Genomic DNA, 15,866 nt, shown 5'->3' with positions numbered 1-15,866 from the left:
GTTGACTTTTGGCACGCTGTTGAGTTCTCAAGGAACGGACGCTTCCTTCGGACCGCCTTCCAGCGGGCCCTCCGGGCGCTTCGTTCTTTCGTGTTCCAGCTTATCAGATGTTTTCCGCTCCGTTTTCCGGAGTTTCATTCATCCGATTTTCCGAACTGGTCGGGCCGCTTTTCGCGACGACCACCACTTTACCGCATTTCAAGAGTTACTCGAAATTCACACCCGCACCCTGCCGACGAATACGCCGACGAACCCAACTGAATGGGCTTCGAGGTGTGAGAGTGGGTCTTGCTGAGTGGGGTGGCCGCTCCAGCGACTCGTTCAACACTAGGCCACCTGGAGGACATCGTCAAACGTAGAGGGCGGGATCCGGCTGGATCCCGCCCTCGTTCGTCGAAGCCGCAGCTCAGCGGCGTCGGCTTTCGGTCACGCCGACGCCGGTACCAGCTCCGCCGCCGCCAGGTTGCGCTTGCCGCGTCGCAGCACGAGCCAGCGGCCGTGCAGCAGGTCGGCCTCGGTCGGCACTGCCTCCTCGTCCGTCACCTTGACGTTGTTGAGGTAGGCGCCGCCCTCCTTGACCGTCCGACGCGCGGCTGAGCGGCTCGGCGCCAGGCCGACGGCGACCAGCAGGTCGACGACCGGCTGGAGCTCGGTGACCTCGGCCTTCGGGACCTCCGCCAGGGCCGCGGCCAGGGTCGGGGCCTCCAGGTCGGCCAGGTCTCCCTGCCCGAACAGGGCCTTGGACGCGGCGACCGCGCGCTCGTACTGGTCGGCGCCGTGCACCAGCGTGGTGAGCTCCTCGGCCAGGGCCCGCTGGGCGAGGCGGGCGGCGGGGCGCTCGGCGGTCTCGCGCTCCAGCTCCTCGATCTCTTCCTTCGAGCGGAAGCTGAAGATCCGCAGGAAGTTGGAGACGTCCCGGTCGTCCGCGTTCAGCCAGAACTGGTAGAAGGCGTACGGGGTGGTCAGCTCGGGGTCGAGCCAGACCGTGCCGGACTCGGTCTTGCCGAACTTGGTGCCGTCGGCCTTCACGATCAGCGGCGTGGCCAGCGCGTGCACGGACTTCGCGTCAGCCTTGCGGATCAGGTCCGTGCCGGCGGTGAGGTTGCCCCACTGGTCGCTGCCGCCGGTCTGCAGGGTGCAGCCGTAGCGGCGGTTCAGCTCCAGGTAGTCCATGCCCTGGAGGATCTGGTAGCTGAACTCGGTGTAGCTGATGCCCGCGTCGGAGTTGAGCCGTCGGGCGACGGCCTCCTTGGCGATCATGTTGTTGACGCGGAAGTACTTGCCGACGTCGCGCAGCAGGCTGATCGCCGACATCCCGGAGGTCCAGTCCAGGTTGTTGACCATGCGCGCCGCGTACGGGCCCTCGAAGTCGAGGAAGCGCGAGATCTGGCCGCGCAGGCGCTCCACCCAGCCGGCCACCGTCTCGGGGTCGTTGAGCACGCGCTCGGCGGTGGGCTTCGGGTCGCCGATCAGGCCGGTGGCGCCGCCGACCAGGCCGAGCGGGAGGTTCCCCGCCTGCTGGATGCGGCGCATGGTGAGGATCTGCACCAGGTTGCCGAGGTGCAGGCTGGGGGCCGTCGGGTCGAAGCCGCAATAGAACGTGACCGGGCCGTCCGCGAACGCCTTGCGCAGTGCGTCCTCGTCGGTGGACAGGGCGATCAGCCCACGCCACCGCAGCTCGTCGACGATGTCCGTCACGGTCACGCTTCTCCTTCGATCGGGCGTCCGCCCGCTGTCGGCCCGGTTCGGTTCGGTCGGGCCCCGGGTCGGTACGACTCCAGCCTGATAGAGCCTACGCGGTTCCGGCCAGCGAGTTTTCCCCGAGGCCCCGGGTCCGTTCGCCGGTGGCCCTCCCCCGGGCTCCTCCCCGATACCGGAAATTCCGTTGTTAGTCGGCTGCGGGCCCATTCAGAGTGGTTTCACCGCCGCGCGGCGGCAGTGACGTGTGTGGAGACGGTCGTGCCGCCGTGGCACGCCCGTGGGAAGGGTGTGCCGAGTGCGCAACACGCTGGTTCTGAACGCGAGCTACGAGCCTCTGACGACGGTGTCGCTCCAGCGCGCCGTCGTCCTGGTGCTCCAGGACAAGGCGGTGGTGGAGCAGGCGCATCCGCTGCGCTCGATCCGGGGGACGGGCGTGGCCGTTCCGGTGCCTCGGGTGATCAGACTGCAGAGGTACGTGAGGGTGCCGTTCCGACAACAGGCCCCGTGGTCGCGGCGCGGGGTCCTGGCCCGTGACCAGCACCTGTGCGCGTACTGCGGGCGCCGGGCCACCACGGTGGACCACCTGCACCCGAGGTCGCGCGGTGGTGAGGACAGCTGGATGAACACCGTGGCCGCGTGCGCGGAGGACAACCAGCGCAAGGCCGACCGGACGCCCGAGCAGGCCGGGATGAAGCTGCTGCGGCGCCCGTTCGTACCGACGCCGCAGGCCACCCTGATGCTGGCGCTCGGCCTGCGCGTCTCGGAGGCCCGGGAGCTCGCCGACTGGCTGCCGGCCGTACCGGGGCAGCAGCCCGTCACGGCGGCCTAGCCGCGCCGGGGGCGGCGCTCAGCCCTTCGCCTGGTAGCCCGCCGCCGTGCCGTAGTTGGCCGCGTGCTCGGGCACCACGACCACCTGTCCGCCACCGATCAGCACCCGCCCGGAGAGCAGCAGCGAGCCGGTGCCCGGCGGGAAGTTGCCGCCGACCGCCTCCTGACCGCCCGCCAGCGGGAAGCGGCCGAGCCGGGCGGGCTGGTCGCGGCGCTCGTCGGCGGCCAGCACCAGCGAGCCGCCGTCGATGCCGACGGCCCGGGCGGTGCCCTTGGCGGCGGTGGGCGCCTTCCAGCGCTGCTTGCCGGTGTCCAGGTCGTAGCCGACCGCGGACACCGGCCCGCCGGGGTTCGTCGGGGTCATCGCGGCGACCATCGTGCGGCCCTCGAAGAAGACCTCGGGGGTGGCCGAGAACGTTCCATGGGTGACGGCCAGCCGACTGCCGTCGGTGACCACCGGGATCTCCGCGGCCGGGTCGCCGGCGGCTCCCCAGGCGAACACCCGGTCCTCCTCCGGCTTCGCACCGGTGGTGAGCACCACGGCGGGCTCGGCGGAGAGCACGGTGACCGTCTTCGGCTGGTTGTTCAGGCCCCGCCACCAGCCGACCTTGCCGTCCGCCGCGTTCAGCGAGACGGCCTGGTCGGCGGGCGTGGAGTCGGCGCAGGTGGAGGCGACCAGCACGGTCTTGCCGGTGGCGCCCCCGGACAGGGTGCAGAACTTGCCCTGCCCGGTGTACTGCCAGACGTCCTTCCCGTCGGCCGCCGCCCAGGCCACCGCCCGGTCGTCGCCGACCGCGATCACCATGTCCTCGGTGACACCGATCCGCGCCGAGTAGGCCTCCTTGGCGTCCGAGAGGGTCTTGGTCCAGGCGGTCTTGCCGGTCCTGGTGTCCACGGCGGCGACCAGGGTGCAGGGGCTCTTCGGGTCCGCCTGCGGCCGGAACAGGGCCGCGCCCAGCCCGGCCTGGTTCACGCCGGCCGACAGCCCGCACGGGACGGCCCCGGCCGCCGGGGGCTCGACTGACCAGGTCGGCTTGCCCGCCGTCCGGTCGTACGCGTGCACGCCGGAGCCGTCGGCACGGACCACCGCGTCGGCCAGCAGCCAGCTGCCGACCAGGGTGTCGTCGCCGGCGGGCTGCGCGGCGGCGACGGGCTGCGCGGACCAGGCCTTGGTGTGCGCCACCGCGAACCCGGGCTCGCCGCCACCGGTCGCGGCCGCACTGCCGCCGCCCTCGGCGCCGACCGTCAGCGCGGCGGTTATCAGCACCCCGAGCGCGGCCACCCCGGCGCCGGCCCGCACCAGCAGGGCCCGCCTGCTGGGCACGTGCTCGCCGGTCAGGACGGCCGACCGGACCTTGTCCACCAGCGAGGCGGAGGCGGGAGCGGAGGGGGCGGCGTCACCGCGCCGGGCCGCCCGCGAGCGAGCGGCGGGCCCGGCGGACTCGCCGGCCTCGGCGGACTCGCCCGCCTCGGCGACCCGGTCACCGCTCTCCTCGACGGCGGTCGCCGGCTCCGCAGCGGGCTCCTCCAGTTGCACGTAGCCGTCGGCCGAGTACTCCGCCCCCGCCGGGACGTACAGCCCGTCGTCCGAGGGCTGTACCTGCGCCTGCACCTGCGCCGCCGCGGCGTACGGCTGCTGCCCGTGGCCCGGGTACTCCGGGTGCGGCTGCCGGTACGGCTGCTCGTACAGCTGGTACTGCTCCTGCCCCTGGGCGTAGCCGCCCTCGACGTACCCGGTCTGCCCGTAGCCGCCCTGCTGCCCGTACGCCGACTGGTCGTACACCGGCTGCCCGTACCCGCCCTGCTGCTGCCCGTACGGCTGCTGGTCGTACGGCTGCTGGTCATACTGCGGCGCCTGCTGCCACGGCCCGTGCGGGTCCGCCTGCTGCCACGGCCCGTGCGGGTCCGGCTGCTGCCACTGGGCGGTCGGCTGCTGCGGGTCGTGGTACCCCGGCCAGTCCTGCTGCGGGCCGTCGGGGTACCACGGCTGCTGCTGGGCGTGGGGGTCTCCGAAGGGCTCCTGAGCCACCGTTCCGTCCCTCCCTGCCCCCCGCTGCCTGCCGATCGCGGCAGTCAGCATCTCACGCCCGCCCGGGCGGCCCGCCGGGGCCCTCGGCGGGGGCGGGGTCGGGCCTCAGACCGCGGACTCGGCGCGCAGGGCGTCGTCGATGCGGGCGGCGAGGGTGAAGTCCAGGCCGGTGAGCCCGCCGGCGCTGTGGGTGGAGAGCGCGAAGCGCACGGTGCGCCAGCGGATGTCGATGTCGGGGTGGTGGTCCAGCGCCTCGGCCTGTTCGGCGACGGCGGCGACCACCCGGATCGCGGCCGGGAAGTCGGGGGCGTCGGCGCTGCGGACGATGCTGTCGCCTTCCCGGCTCCACAGCGGCACGGCGGTCAGGGCCGCGCCGATCTCGTCCTCGCTCAGTCGTGCCCTGCTGCTCATCGGTGCGCTCCGGGGATCGTCGGTCGGGTGCCGGTCAGCGACCGGCCGCTCGCCGGTCAGGCGGCCTTCCGGCGCGGACGGACCACCAGTTCGCCGCCGCAGTTGGGACAGTTGGCGGCCATGGCCTCGGTGCAGTCGGCGCAGAAGGTGCACTCGTAGGAACATATCGAGGCGGGGCCGTCGGCGGTCAGCGACACCTCACAGCGCTCGCAGATCTCGCGCATTTCCAGGGCCATGGCGCACTTCTCCGATTCACGTACGGTCAGTCGGTCCGACGTACGATCCCACAGCCGTCCGACGCCCGGTCAATTCAGCTCAGCAGCAGTTTGGTGACGGCCGCGAGCCCGACCACCACGATGACCCCGCGCAGCGCGGCCGGCGGGAGACGGCGGCCGACCTTGGCGCCGATCAGGCCGCCGACCAGCGAGCCCGCCGCGATCAGCCCGGCGGCCGTCCAGTTCACCGTCGAGGTGAACAGGAAGAACAGCGCGGCGACCCCGTTGACGATCAGTGCCAGTGCGTTCTTCACCGCGTTGATCCGCTGCAGCTCCTCCTGGAGCAGCATGCCCATCAGCGCCATCAGCAGGACGCCCTGCGCGGCGCCGAAGTAGCCGCCGTAGATGCCGGTGAGGAACACCCCGGCCAGCAGCACCGGGCCGCCGTCCGGATCGCCGTCGGCGCGTCGCCGGGCGGCGACGGCCTTGGCCACCCGGGGCTGGACCACCACCAGGACGAGGGCGAGCAGGATCAGCGCCGGGACGATCGCGTCGAAGGCGCCCTTGGGCAGCTCGATCAGCAGCAGCGCGCCGAGCAGCCCGCCGAGCAGCGAGGCGGTGCCCAAGCGGCGCAGCCGACGGCCCTGGCCGACCAGTTCCCGCCGGTAGCCGAACACGCCGCTGAGCGAACCGGGCACCAAGCCGAAGGAGTTGGACACGTTGGCGGTCACCGGCGGGATGCCGACGGCGAGCAGCACCGGGAAGGTGATCAGGGTCCCGGAGCCGACGATGACGTTGATCATCCCGGCGCCGACGCCGGCCACCAGGACGGCGATCGCCTCCCAGAGCGTCATGGGTCACCTCTCCTCGTGGTCCTGTCCGACGTGATCATGCCGGACCGCGCACCGGCCGGACCAGGCCCGCCCACGATTCGGGACGCACGCCACACGGCCCTACCGCGACGGGTCGCACCGCCGCGGCCCCGGGAAACGCCGGGGGCCCGCCACCACCAGGCAGCGGGCCCCGACCGGAGAACTTCTCCGATCACTCCGGGTCGATCTTGCGGTACTCCCGCGCCGGGTCCACCCGGGGACGGGCGGCACCCTTCTCGACGTCCACCGGCCGCGGCCCGGCCGCCGGGTCGAGCGGCACCTGCGTGGCCGCCGGGGGCGCCTGCGGGACGCTCGGTGCCGCCACCGCGCCGCCGTTCATGCCGCCGCCGTTGCCGGTCAGGCCGCCGAAGGCGCCACCGAGGCCCTTGAGCGCGTCGCCGACCTCGCTGGGGATGATCCAGAGCTTGTTGGAGTCGCCCTTGGCCAGCTCGGGCAGGGTCTGCAGGTACTGGTAGGCGAGCAGCTTCTGGTCGGCGTCGCCGTCGTGGATGGCCTCGAAGACCGTCCGGATCGCGGCCGCCTCACCGTCGGCGCGCAGCACCGCGGCCTGCGCCTCACCCTCGGCCCGGAGCACGTCCGCCTGCTTCTCGCCCTCGGCCTTGAGGATCTGCGCCTGGCGCTGGCCCTCGGCGGTGAGGATCGCGGCGCGCTTGTCACGGTCGGCGCGCATCTGCTTCTCCATCGAGTCCTGGATGGAGGTCGGCGGCTCGATCGCCTTGAGCTCGACGCGGTTGACCCGGATGCCCCACTTGCCGGTGGCCTCGTCCAGCACCCCGCGCAGACCGGCGTTGATGACCTCACGCGAGGTCAGGGTGGACTCCAGGTCCATCGAGCCGATGATGTTGCGCAGCGTGGTGACGGTCAGCTGCTCGATGGCCTGGATGTAGCTGGCGACCTCGTAGGTGGCGGCCCGGGGGTCGGTGACCTGGTAGTAGATGACGGTGTCGATGTTGACCACCAGGTTGTCCTGGGTGATCACCGGCTGCGGCGGGAACGGCACGACCTGCTCGCGCAGGTCGATCCGGTTGCGGACCCGGTCGATGAACGGCACGACGATGTTCAGCCCTGCGTTGAGCGTCCGGGTGTAGCGGCCGAAGCGCTCCACGATCGCGGCGCTGGCCTGCGGGATGACCTGGATCGTCTTGATCAGCGCGATGAAGGCCACCACGACCAGGACGACCAAAACGATAAGGACGGGTTCCACGGACTCTCCCCTAGACGACCAGGGCGGTCGCGCCCTGGATTTCGACGACGTCGACCTGCTGCCCGGGCTGGTAGACCTGGTCCGGGTGGAGCGCGCGGGCCGACCAGATCTCACCGTTGAGCTTGATCCGACCGCCCTCCCCGTCGACGGTTTCCGCGACGACCGCGGTGGCGCCCTGGAGCGCCTCGATGCCCATCTTGACCTGCGGGCCCTTCTGGAGCTGCCGGTAGGCGATCGGACGGACGAAGGCCACCAGCGCGACCGAGACCACCAGGAAGGTCACGGCCTGGAGGACCACCCCCGCGCCCAGCCCGGCCGCGCCGGAGGCGACGAGCGCGCCGATCGCGAACATGGCGAACTCCGGCATCGCGGTGAGCACCAGCGGTATGCCGAGCGCTGCGGCGGCCAGGAGCCACCAGGTCCAGCTGTCCACACGACCATCCTAGGGAGCGTAGGGCCTTCGAGGCGGACAGTTCCCGCAGGTCGAGGGGCGGAAACCGGTCGCACGTGCGACCGGTTCCGACAGCCTCCGCGAACGACGGACGGAGCCGGGGTCAGCCCAGCGGCAGTCCCTGCGCCGACCAGCGGTCGCCGTGGCGCTCCAGGGTGAGCGGCAGGCCGAAGCACTTGGAGAGGTTGCGGGCGGTCAGCTCGGTGTCGATCGGGCCGGCCGTGAGCACCTTGCCCTGACGGATCATCAGCACGTGGGTGAAGCCGGGGGCGATCTCCTCGACGTGGTGGGTGACCATCGCCATGGCCGGCGCGAACTCGTCCTGGGCCAGCGCGCCGAGCCGGCGGACCAGGTCCTCCCGGCCGCCGAGGTCCAGGCCGGCCGCCGGCTCGTCGAGCAGCAGCAGCTCGGGGTCGGTCATCAGGGCGCGGGCGATCAGGGTGCGCTTGCGCTCGCCCTCGGAGAGGGTGCCGAACTTGCGGCCGGTGAGGTTGGACATGCCCATCCGGTCGAGCAGCGCGAGGGCGCGGCCCTCGTCGGACTGCTCGTAGGACTCCTGCCAGCTGACCGTCATGCCGTAGGCGGCGGTGAGCACGGTCTGCAGCACGGTCTGCTCGGCCGGCAGCTTGTCGAACATCGAGGCCCCGGCCAGGCCGATCCGGGAGCGGAGTTCGAAGACGTCGATCTCGCCCAGCTTCTCGCCCAGCACCGAGACCTTGCCCGAGGTCGGGAAGAGGTACGAGGAGGCGATCTGCAGCAGGGTGGTCTTGCCCGCGCCGTTCGGGCCCAGGATGACCCAGCGCTCACCCTCGGAGATGGACCACGAGACCTGGTCGACCAGCGCGCGCCCCTCCCGGACCACGGATACGTCCACCAGCTCCAGCACGTCGCTCATGCCTACGCCTTCCCCAAATACATCAATGTCGGCCGTCGGTGCGGGCGGCGGGCCACTCCGGCAGCCGGTGGGCACGGGGTGGGTGCGCCGCACGCGCATGGGCAAACCTACGCCACGCGGATGACCGCCGATTCCGTAGGCTGGCCGGATGCTCGCGACTCCTGCCGACAATCCGTACGAAGAGCCCCGTTCGGGGCGGCTGACCGCCTGGGGCAACGCCCTGCTGACCGGCCTGGTGCCGCCGGACAACGCCGCCGCGGCCGTGCTCGGCGCCGACGAGGGCCACCGGGTGACCGGACTGCCCGGGGACGCGCCGGGCGAGCAGCACGGGCTGACCTGGGCGCTGGGGCGGCTGCGGGTACTGGGTGCGAAGGGCCTGCGGCTGGCGCTGCCCTCGGCCGGGCACCCGCTCGGACTGACCGGGCCGGCAGCCTTCAACCAGCGGGCCCTGGACGCGGGCGAAGCCGTGCTCGCGGTGGGGGTGCCGCTCGGGCTGGTGCCGGAGATCACGCTGTTCGGCCCGGAGGGCGACCGCTCGGCCACCGTGCTGTGGCGCTGCGCCGAGGTCCAGGACGCCCCGCCGGCCGACGTGCCCTCGCTGCACGAGGCCGAGCGCGAGCTGGCGGACGGGCTGCGCGAGGCGACCCTCCTGCTGACCCGGCTGGACGTGGCCGGCGCCGGCCCGGAGGCGCTGCGCGCCCTGGAGGCGTACCGCCGGCGCGGTCACGCCGAGCTGCTGGCCCCCGGCTACCCGCCGCGCGCCGTCCGGGTGCTGGAGTCGGCCCGGCAGGTGTCCGCCCTGCTCGCGATCGCCTCGGGCGGCCACGGCGCGGCCGTGAGCGCCTCCGAGATGGCCGCCCGGCAGTCGGTGCTGGCCCCCCTGCGGCGCACCGCCCGGCGGGCCCAGGTGGCCGCCTACAACGCCCTGGTGGACGAGCGCGAGGAGCGGTAGGGCCTCGCCGGCGGATCTTGGCGGATCAGCGCGCGGCGTCGTGTGCCCGGCAAGATCCGCCGGACAGGCCCTATGCGCGGGCCTCGCCGTTGCGGACGGCCCACAGCGCGGCCTGGGTGCGGTCGGCGAGGTCCAGCTTCATCAGGATGTTGGAGACGTGGGTCTTCACCGTCTTCTCCGACAGGTGCAGGCTGCGGGCGATCTCCCGGTTGGAGCGGCCGTCGGCGATGTGGCCGAGCACCTCGCGCTCGCGCTCGGTGAGGGTGCCGCCGCGGCCCTGCGGGGCGCGCGGGCCGTCGTCGGCGAGCAGCGCCTCGGCCAGTTCGGGCTGGAGCAGCACGTGGCCGGCGTGCACCGAGCGGATCGCCCCGGCCAGCGCCTCCGGGTCCACGTCCTTGTAGACGTACCCGGCGGCGCCGGCCCGCAGCGCGGGGACCATGGTGCGGTGCTCGGTGAAGCTGGTGACGATCAGGATCCGGGCCCGGCTGCCCCCGTCCTTGAGGGTGCGCAGCGCCTCGATGCCGTCGACGCCGGGCATCTTGAGGTCCATCAGGACGACGTCCGGGTCGAGTTCGCGGGCGCGCTCGACGCCCTCGGCCCCGTCGGCGGCCTCCCCGACCACCTCGATGTCGTCCTGGACCTCCAGGAAGGTGCGCAGTCCGCGGCGGACCACCTGGTGGTCGTCGACCAGCAGGACGCGGATCGACGGCGTGTTCTCAGGCACCGGGGACCTCCATCTCGACGAGCGTCCCCTTGCCGGGGGCGGACTCCAGGGTGAGCGTGCCGCCGACGGCGGCCGCGCGGTCGCGCATCGAGGCCAGGCCGAGGTGGCGGCCGGCCCGGCGGACGGACTCGGGGTCGAAGCCCCGGCCGTCGTCGCGCACCCGCAGCACGGCGCCGCGGGCCGGGGTGCCGGCCAGGGTGACGGTGACCCGTCCCGCGCCGGAGTGGCGCAGCGCGTTGTGCAGCGCCTCCTGGGCGACCCGCAGCAGCGCGGCCTCCTGGGCGGGCGGCAGGGCCCGGACGCCGTCGGCGGCGAAGGCGAGGTCGGCGGTGTGGGCGCGGTCGAGGACCTGCACCTGGGAGGCGAGGGTGGCGCTCAGCCCGTCCTCCTCCAGCGCGGCGGGGCGCAGTTCGACCACCACGGCGCGCAGTTCGTCGGCGGCCTCGGCGGCGAGCCGGGCGACCTCCTCGAGTTCGGCGCGGGCCCGGGCCGGGTCGCGGTCGACGAGCTTGGCGGCGGCCTTGGCGGTCAGCCGCAGCGAGAAGAGCTTCTGCGCGACGGCGTCGTGCAGGTCGTGGGCGATCCGGGCGCGCTCGCCGGCCAGGGTGAGTTCCCGACTGCGTTCGTAGAGGCGGGCGTTGGAGAGGGCGAGGGCGGCGTGCGCGGCGAGGATCCGCAGCAGTTCCTCGTCGTGGTCGGTGAACAGGCCGCCGCCGCGCTTGTTGGCGAGGAAGATGACGCCCATCACCTGCGGTTCGTCCTCGGCGGCCTCGGTGTCGAGGACCGGCATGCCGAGGAAGGCGTCCATCTCGGGGTGGGCGGCGGGCCAGCCCTCGAAGGCGGGGGCCTTGCGGACGTCGGTGAGGCGGGTGGGGCCGGTCTCGTGCAGCAGCTCGGCGAGCACGCCGTGCTGGCGGGGCAGCGGGCCGATCGCCCGCCACTGCTCGTCGGTGATGCCGTCGACCACGAACTGGGCGAAGCCGCCGTGGTCGTCGGGCACGCCGAGGGCCGCGTACTCGGCCCCGAGCAGGTCGCGGGCGGAGGCGGTGATGCGGCGCAGCACCTCGCGGACCTCGAGGTGGCGGCTCATCGCGAGCAGGGCCTGGCTGACGGCTTCGATGCCGGCCAGCGGGTCGCAGGCTGCGGGCGGGCCGGCGGGGGTCCGGGGGTCACCGGTCGGGCTGGGCATACCGCCAAACTACCGCCGCCGCGGGGGCGTCCGCGTCGGTCCCCGGCCGGTCGGGACGCAGGTCCGGGGACCTAGGCCGGTGGGCCCGACACCGCGTTCCCGGTGGGCCCGCCGGGAACGCGGAAGGGCGCTCCCCCCGTACGGGGAGAGCGCCCTCGGGCGGAGCCCGTCAGCCCTTCTGCATGACCTCCGGCTCGTGCCGGCGCTGCAGCCGGGTCACGATCACGCCGATCACGACCGAGATGACGACCAGCACAGCCGCGTCGATCGACCACTGGGCGACGCTGTGGGTCCACAGCGGGTCGTAGTTGGGGTTCTGGAAGTCCTTGTTCCAGGGGCCCATCAGGTGCGACAGGTCGAGCGTGGTGGACACCATGCCGGTGCCCCAGCGGGCCGGCATCAGCCAGGCGACCTGCTCCAGGCCGGGCTTGCCGAAGATCTGGAAGAGGCAGCCGGTGAAGACGACCTGGACGATGGCGAACATGACCAGCAGCGGCATGGTCTTCTCGGCGGTCTTCACCAGCGCGGAGATCATCAGGCCGAACATCATCGCGGCGAAGCTCAGCAGGATCATGCCGATAATCATCTCGATCATCGGGATGTTCTTGACGATCAGGCCGTGCTCGGGGAGCTTGCGCGGCAGGAAGCCGACGGCGGAGATGATCGCGCCCTGGATCACCGAGAAGATGCCCAGCACGATGATCTTGGACATCATGTACGCCGACCGGGACAGGCCGGTGGCCCGTTCCCGTTCGTAGATCGCCCGTTCCTTGATCAACTCTCGGACGGAGTTGGCCGCTCCGGAGAAGCACGCGCCGATCGCCAGGATCAGCAGGATCGTCGCGGCCCCGTTGTTGAGGTGGAGCTGGGTCTTCGGATTCGGCGCGAGCCCCGGTTCGTTGGGGATCAGCACGCTGACCGCGCCGATGACCGCGGGCAGCAGCACCGACAGCGCCAGGAAGCCTCGGTCCGAGGCGAGCACCGACATGTAGCGGCGCATCAGGGTCCACAGCTGCGAGCCCCAGCTCTGCGGCTTGGGCGGCTTGATGGCCTCCTGGGCGACCTGGACGTGCTGCACCTCGCCCGCCTCGACGGTCGGGGCGGAGTACTGCTGGTAGTGCACCGAACCGCGGTAGCGGCCGGCCCAGTCGTGCTCCGGGTAGTTCTCGAAGGCCTGGAAGACGTCCGCCCAGGTCTCGTACCCGAAGAAGTGCAGCGCCTCGTCCGGCGGGCCGAAGTAGGCCACCGAGCCGCCCGGCGCCATCACCAGCAGCCGGTCGCAGAGGGCGAGTTCGGCCACCGAGTGGGTGACGACCAGGATCGTGCGGCCGTCGTCGGCGAGGCCGCGCAGCATCTGCATGACCTCGCGGTCCATGCCCGGGTCGAGGCCCGAGGTGGGCTCGTCCAGGAAGATCAGCGAGGGCTTGGTGAGCAGCTCCAGGGCGACCGAGACGCGCTTCTGCTGACCGCCGGAGAGTGCGGTGATCTTGTTGTCGGCGCGCTTGTCCAGGCGCAGCTCGTACAGCACCTCGTCGATCCGGGCGTCGCGCTCGCGGGCCTCGGTGTCGCCGGGGAAGCGCAGCCGGGCCGCGTACTTGAGGCCCTTCCGCACGGTGAGCTCGCGGTGCAGGATCTCCGACTGCGGCACCAGGCCGATCCGGGAGCGGAGTTCGGCGAACTGCTTGTAGAGGTTGCGGCCGTCGTACAGCACCTCGCCGCGGTCGGCCGGGCGGTAGCCGGTGAGGGCGCGCAGCAGGGTCGACTTGCCGGAGCCGGACGGGCCGATGACGGCCACCAGGGACTTCTCCGGGACGCCGAAGCTGACGTCGTTGAGCAGGATCTTCTTGGCGCCCTTGTGCTCGACCTCGACGGTCAGGTGGCGGGCGGAGAAGGAGACCGCGCCGTCGTCGACGAACTCCTGCAGCTGGTCGCCGACCAGCACGAAGCCGGAGTGGCCGACGGTCAGCCGGTCCTGCGGGCCCATCAGCTGGCGCTGCACCCGCTGGCCGTTGAGGAAGATGCCGTTGTGGCTGCCGAGGTCGACGATCTCGTAGCGGCCGTCCGGCAGTTGGCGCAGCTCGGCGTGGTGGCGGGAGACCTGGAGGTCGGAGACCACGATGTCGTTGTCCAGCGCACGGCCGATCCTGACGGTGCGCATGCCGGCCGTCAGGTTGCGGATCATCGTCGGCTGGGGGCCGCCGTCGTGCTGCGGCGGGGCGGGGAAGCCCTGCTGCGGCGGGAAGCCGCCGTGCTGCGGGGGCTGCTGGCCCTGCGGCTGGTACTGCTGCGGGGCCTGCTGCTGCGGGAAACCGCCGTGCTGCGGAGGCTGCTGGCCCGGCCAGGCCTGCTGCGCCTGCTGCTGGTACGGGTCCTGCCCCGGCCAGGCCTGCTGCGGGCCGGGCTGCTGGGGGCCGGGCTGCTGGGGCGTCGGGGCGGGGCTGCGGCTGGTGACGGCCTCGTGCACCGGGGTGGGCTGCGGGGCGGCGACGTGGGCGGGCGCGGAGAAGGCGAGTCGGGGGCCGTTCTCCGGGTTGCCAAGGTTCACCACGGCACCGGGGAACAGCTGGGCCTGCATGGTGCGGGCGCCGGCCACGTAGGTGCCGTTGGTGCTGCCGTGGTCGTCCAGCTGCCAACCGTTGCCGTTGAAGCTGATGGTCCCGTGCTGCCAGGACACCCTGGCGTCGTCGAACGTGAAGTCCGACTGCGGGTTGCGTCCGATGGTGTAGGACCGCCCGGGCTCTAGAGTCCGCTGCTGTCCGTTGATCTCAATGACGAGTTGCGGCACTGCTGGCCTGCCCCGCTCTCTCGGTTCCCCCGATTTGGCCCCCGGCCGGGGGTGCGCTGTTCCTCTGACTGACGGGGGGAATCATTCCAGCCCGTCGTCCGCGCGTGAAAGTCACCCCGGGTGACTGTGACCAGGCTGCTACCCGCGGCGGTCGGCCGGATGCGAAGCGACCGCGTGTCCCGCGACGTGGGACGGGTGCCCTCGGCGGGGCGGCCGACGGGTAGCGTGGGAGCCACCATGAACGCATCGCCCCTGGCCGCTGAGCCCCTCCCCGCCGCCCAGCCCCGGACCGCGGACGAGCGCACCCTGCTCGTCAAGGTGTTCGGCAAGGACCGCCCCGGCATCACCGCCGGCCTCTTCGCCACCCTGGCCGGCTTCGGCGTCGACGTCATCGACATCGAGCAGGTCGTCACCCGTGGGCGCATCACGCTGTGCGCCCTGGTCACCCCGCCGCACGCCCGGGACGCCGAGGGCGGCCTGCGGGCCACCGTGCACCGCTGGGCGGACGAACAGAAGCTGCAGGCCGAGATCCTTTCCGGCATCGGCGACAACCGGCCGCGCCGCGAGGGCCGTTCGCACGTGACGGTGCTCGGCCACCCGCTGACCGCCGCCGCCGTGTCCGCGCTGACCTCGCGGATCACCGCGGCCGGCGGCAACATCGACCGCGTCTTCCGCCTCGCCAAGTACCCGGTGACGGCGGTCGAACTGGCCGTCTCCGGCGTGGCCACCGAGGAGCTGCGGGCCGAACTGGCCCAGGAGGCGGCCGCCCAGCGGGTGGACGTCGCGGTGGTGGCCGCCGGGCTGGAGCGCCGGGCCAAGCGCCTGGTGGTGATGGACGTGGACTCGACCCTGATCCAGGACGAGGTGATCGAGCTGTTCGCCGCCCACGCGGGCTGCGAGGAGAAGGTCGCCGAGGTGACGGCGGCGGCGATGCGCGGCGAGCTGGACTTCGCCGAGTCGCTGCGGGCCCGGGTCGCGCTGCTGGCCGGGCTGGACGCCTCGGTGACGGAGAAGGTGCGCGCGGAGGTCCGGTTCACGCCGGGGGCGCGCACCCTGATCCGGACGCTCCAGCGGCTGGGCTTCCAGGTCGCCGTGGTGTCGGGCGGGTTCACCCAGGTCACCGACCACCTGGTGGAGCAGCTGGGGCTGGACTTCGCGGCGGCCAACACCCTGGAGGTGGCGGACGGGAAGTTCACCGGCCGGGTGGTCGGCGAGATCGTGGACCGCGCGGGCAAGGCCCGCTGGCTGGCCCGGTTCGCCGAGCAGGCGAAGGTGCCGCTGTCGCAGACGGTGGCGATCGGCGACGGCGCCAACGACCTGGACATGCTGAACGCGGCCGGGCTCGGGGTGGCCTTCAACGCCAAGCCGGTGGTGCGCGAGGCCGCGGACACCGCGGTGAACGTGCCCTTCCTCGACACCGTGCTGTACCTGCTCGGGATCACCCGCGAGGAGGTCGAGGCGGCCGACGGCCTCGAGGTCGAGTAGGGCCGCCGGTCAGGTAGGCCGTCGATCGAGCAGGGCCGTCGATCGAGCAGGGCCGTCGACGCAGACGAGGGGCGCGCGGATCAACCCGCGCGCCCCTCACGTAC

General features: G+C 72.5%; 14 protein-coding genes. 3 read left to right on the top strand and 11 right to left on the bottom strand.

Going from position 1 to position 15,866, the window contains the following annotated elements; all coding sequences use genetic code 11:
• Positions 1–426: 426 nt before the first annotated feature.
• Complete coding sequence (tyrS, locus tag ABTY61_RS22465; RefSeq protein ID WP_350506813.1) at positions 427–1,698, bottom strand: tyrosine--tRNA ligase; 1,272 nt, start codon at positions 1,696–1,698, stop codon at positions 427–429.
• A 298-nt stretch (positions 1,699–1,996) separates the two neighbouring features.
• Between tyrS and ABTY61_RS22460 the strand changes: the two genes are divergently transcribed.
• Entirely contained in the window at positions 1,997–2,530 is a 534-nt protein-coding gene (locus ABTY61_RS22460) for an HNH endonuclease (RefSeq protein WP_350506802.1), read from the top strand.
• A gap of 18 nt (positions 2,531–2,548) precedes the next feature.
• Here the strand turns inward: ABTY61_RS22460 and ABTY61_RS22455 are convergent, their stop codons facing one another.
• From ABTY61_RS22455 to ABTY61_RS22425, 7 genes are all read right to left on the bottom strand, one after another.
• The gene (locus ABTY61_RS22455; protein ID WP_350506801.1) at positions 2,549–4,558 is read right to left on the bottom strand and encodes an outer membrane protein assembly factor BamB family protein; all 2,010 of its coding nucleotides are present in this window, start codon (positions 4,556–4,558) and stop codon (positions 2,549–2,551) included.
• Positions 4,559–4,663: 105 nt separating this feature from the next.
• Positions 4,664–4,969, bottom strand: a complete 306-nt coding sequence (locus ABTY61_RS22450; RefSeq protein ID WP_350506800.1) for a 4a-hydroxytetrahydrobiopterin dehydratase — start codon at positions 4,967–4,969, stop codon at positions 4,664–4,666.
• Between the two features lie 56 nt (positions 4,970–5,025).
• Positions 5,026–5,205 carry a DUF1272 domain-containing protein gene (locus tag ABTY61_RS22445; RefSeq protein WP_350506799.1) on the bottom strand — a complete coding sequence of 60 codons (180 nt, stop codon included), beginning with the start codon at positions 5,203–5,205 and terminating at the stop codon, positions 5,026–5,028.
• 74 nt (positions 5,206–5,279) lie between these two features.
• A complete protein-coding gene (locus ABTY61_RS22440) occupies positions 5,280–6,038 on the bottom strand; it encodes a sulfite exporter TauE/SafE family protein (protein ID WP_350506798.1) in 759 nt (252 codons plus the stop codon).
• Between the two features lie 190 nt (positions 6,039–6,228).
• Positions 6,229–7,281 (bottom strand): SPFH domain-containing protein, encoded by a 1,053-nt coding sequence (locus ABTY61_RS22435; RefSeq protein WP_350506797.1) that lies wholly within the window; start codon positions 7,279–7,281, stop codon positions 6,229–6,231.
• Between the two features lie 10 nt (positions 7,282–7,291).
• Positions 7,292–7,714: an NfeD family protein gene (locus tag ABTY61_RS22430; RefSeq protein ID WP_350506796.1), complete on the bottom strand. Its 423-nt coding sequence runs from the start codon at positions 7,712–7,714 to the stop codon at positions 7,292–7,294.
• Between the two features lie 121 nt (positions 7,715–7,835).
• Complete coding sequence (locus ABTY61_RS22425; RefSeq protein ID WP_350506795.1) at positions 7,836–8,627, bottom strand: ABC transporter ATP-binding protein; 792 nt, start codon at positions 8,625–8,627, stop codon at positions 7,836–7,838.
• 148 nt (positions 8,628–8,775) lie between these two features.
• Here ABTY61_RS22425 and ABTY61_RS22420 point away from each other — a divergent pair, with 148 nt between their 5' ends.
• On the top strand, positions 8,776–9,579 hold the full coding sequence (locus ABTY61_RS22420; protein ID WP_350506794.1) for an Rv1486c family protein: 804 nt from the start codon (positions 8,776–8,778) through the stop codon (positions 9,577–9,579).
• A 70-nt stretch (positions 9,580–9,649) separates the two neighbouring features.
• On the opposite strand, the gene ABTY61_RS22415 is transcribed toward ABTY61_RS22420, so the two are convergent.
• The 3 genes from ABTY61_RS22415 to ABTY61_RS22405 form a co-directional block, all read right to left on the bottom strand.
• On the bottom strand, positions 9,650–10,303 hold the full coding sequence (locus ABTY61_RS22415; RefSeq protein WP_350506793.1) for a response regulator: 654 nt from the start codon (positions 10,301–10,303) through the stop codon (positions 9,650–9,652).
• Positions 10,296–11,492, bottom strand: coding sequence for a GAF domain-containing sensor histidine kinase (locus ABTY61_RS22410; protein ID WP_502895396.1), 1,197 nt, complete (start codon positions 11,490–11,492; stop codon positions 10,296–10,298). Before ABTY61_RS22410 ends, ABTY61_RS22415 begins: the two co-directional genes overlap by 8 nt.
• Before the next feature lie 169 nt (positions 11,493–11,661).
• Complete coding sequence (locus ABTY61_RS22405) at positions 11,662–14,277, bottom strand: FHA domain-containing protein (protein WP_350506792.1); 2,616 nt, start codon at positions 14,275–14,277, stop codon at positions 11,662–11,664.
• A 237-nt stretch (positions 14,278–14,514) separates the two neighbouring features.
• Here ABTY61_RS22405 and serB point away from each other — a divergent pair, with 237 nt between their 5' ends.
• Entirely contained in the window at positions 14,515–15,762 is a 1,248-nt protein-coding gene (serB, locus tag ABTY61_RS22400; RefSeq protein ID WP_350506791.1) for a phosphoserine phosphatase SerB, read from the top strand.
• The last annotated feature ends 104 nt before the right edge of the window (positions 15,763–15,866 follow it).

The sequence above is a fragment of the Kitasatospora sp. NPDC096128 genome (genome assembly GCF_040303105.1).
GTDB lineage: Bacteria > Actinomycetota > Actinomycetes > Streptomycetales > Streptomycetaceae > Kitasatospora.
The sequence above is the reverse complement of the archived record's forward strand: the minus strand, read 5'-3'. Positions and strand labels throughout refer to the sequence as shown.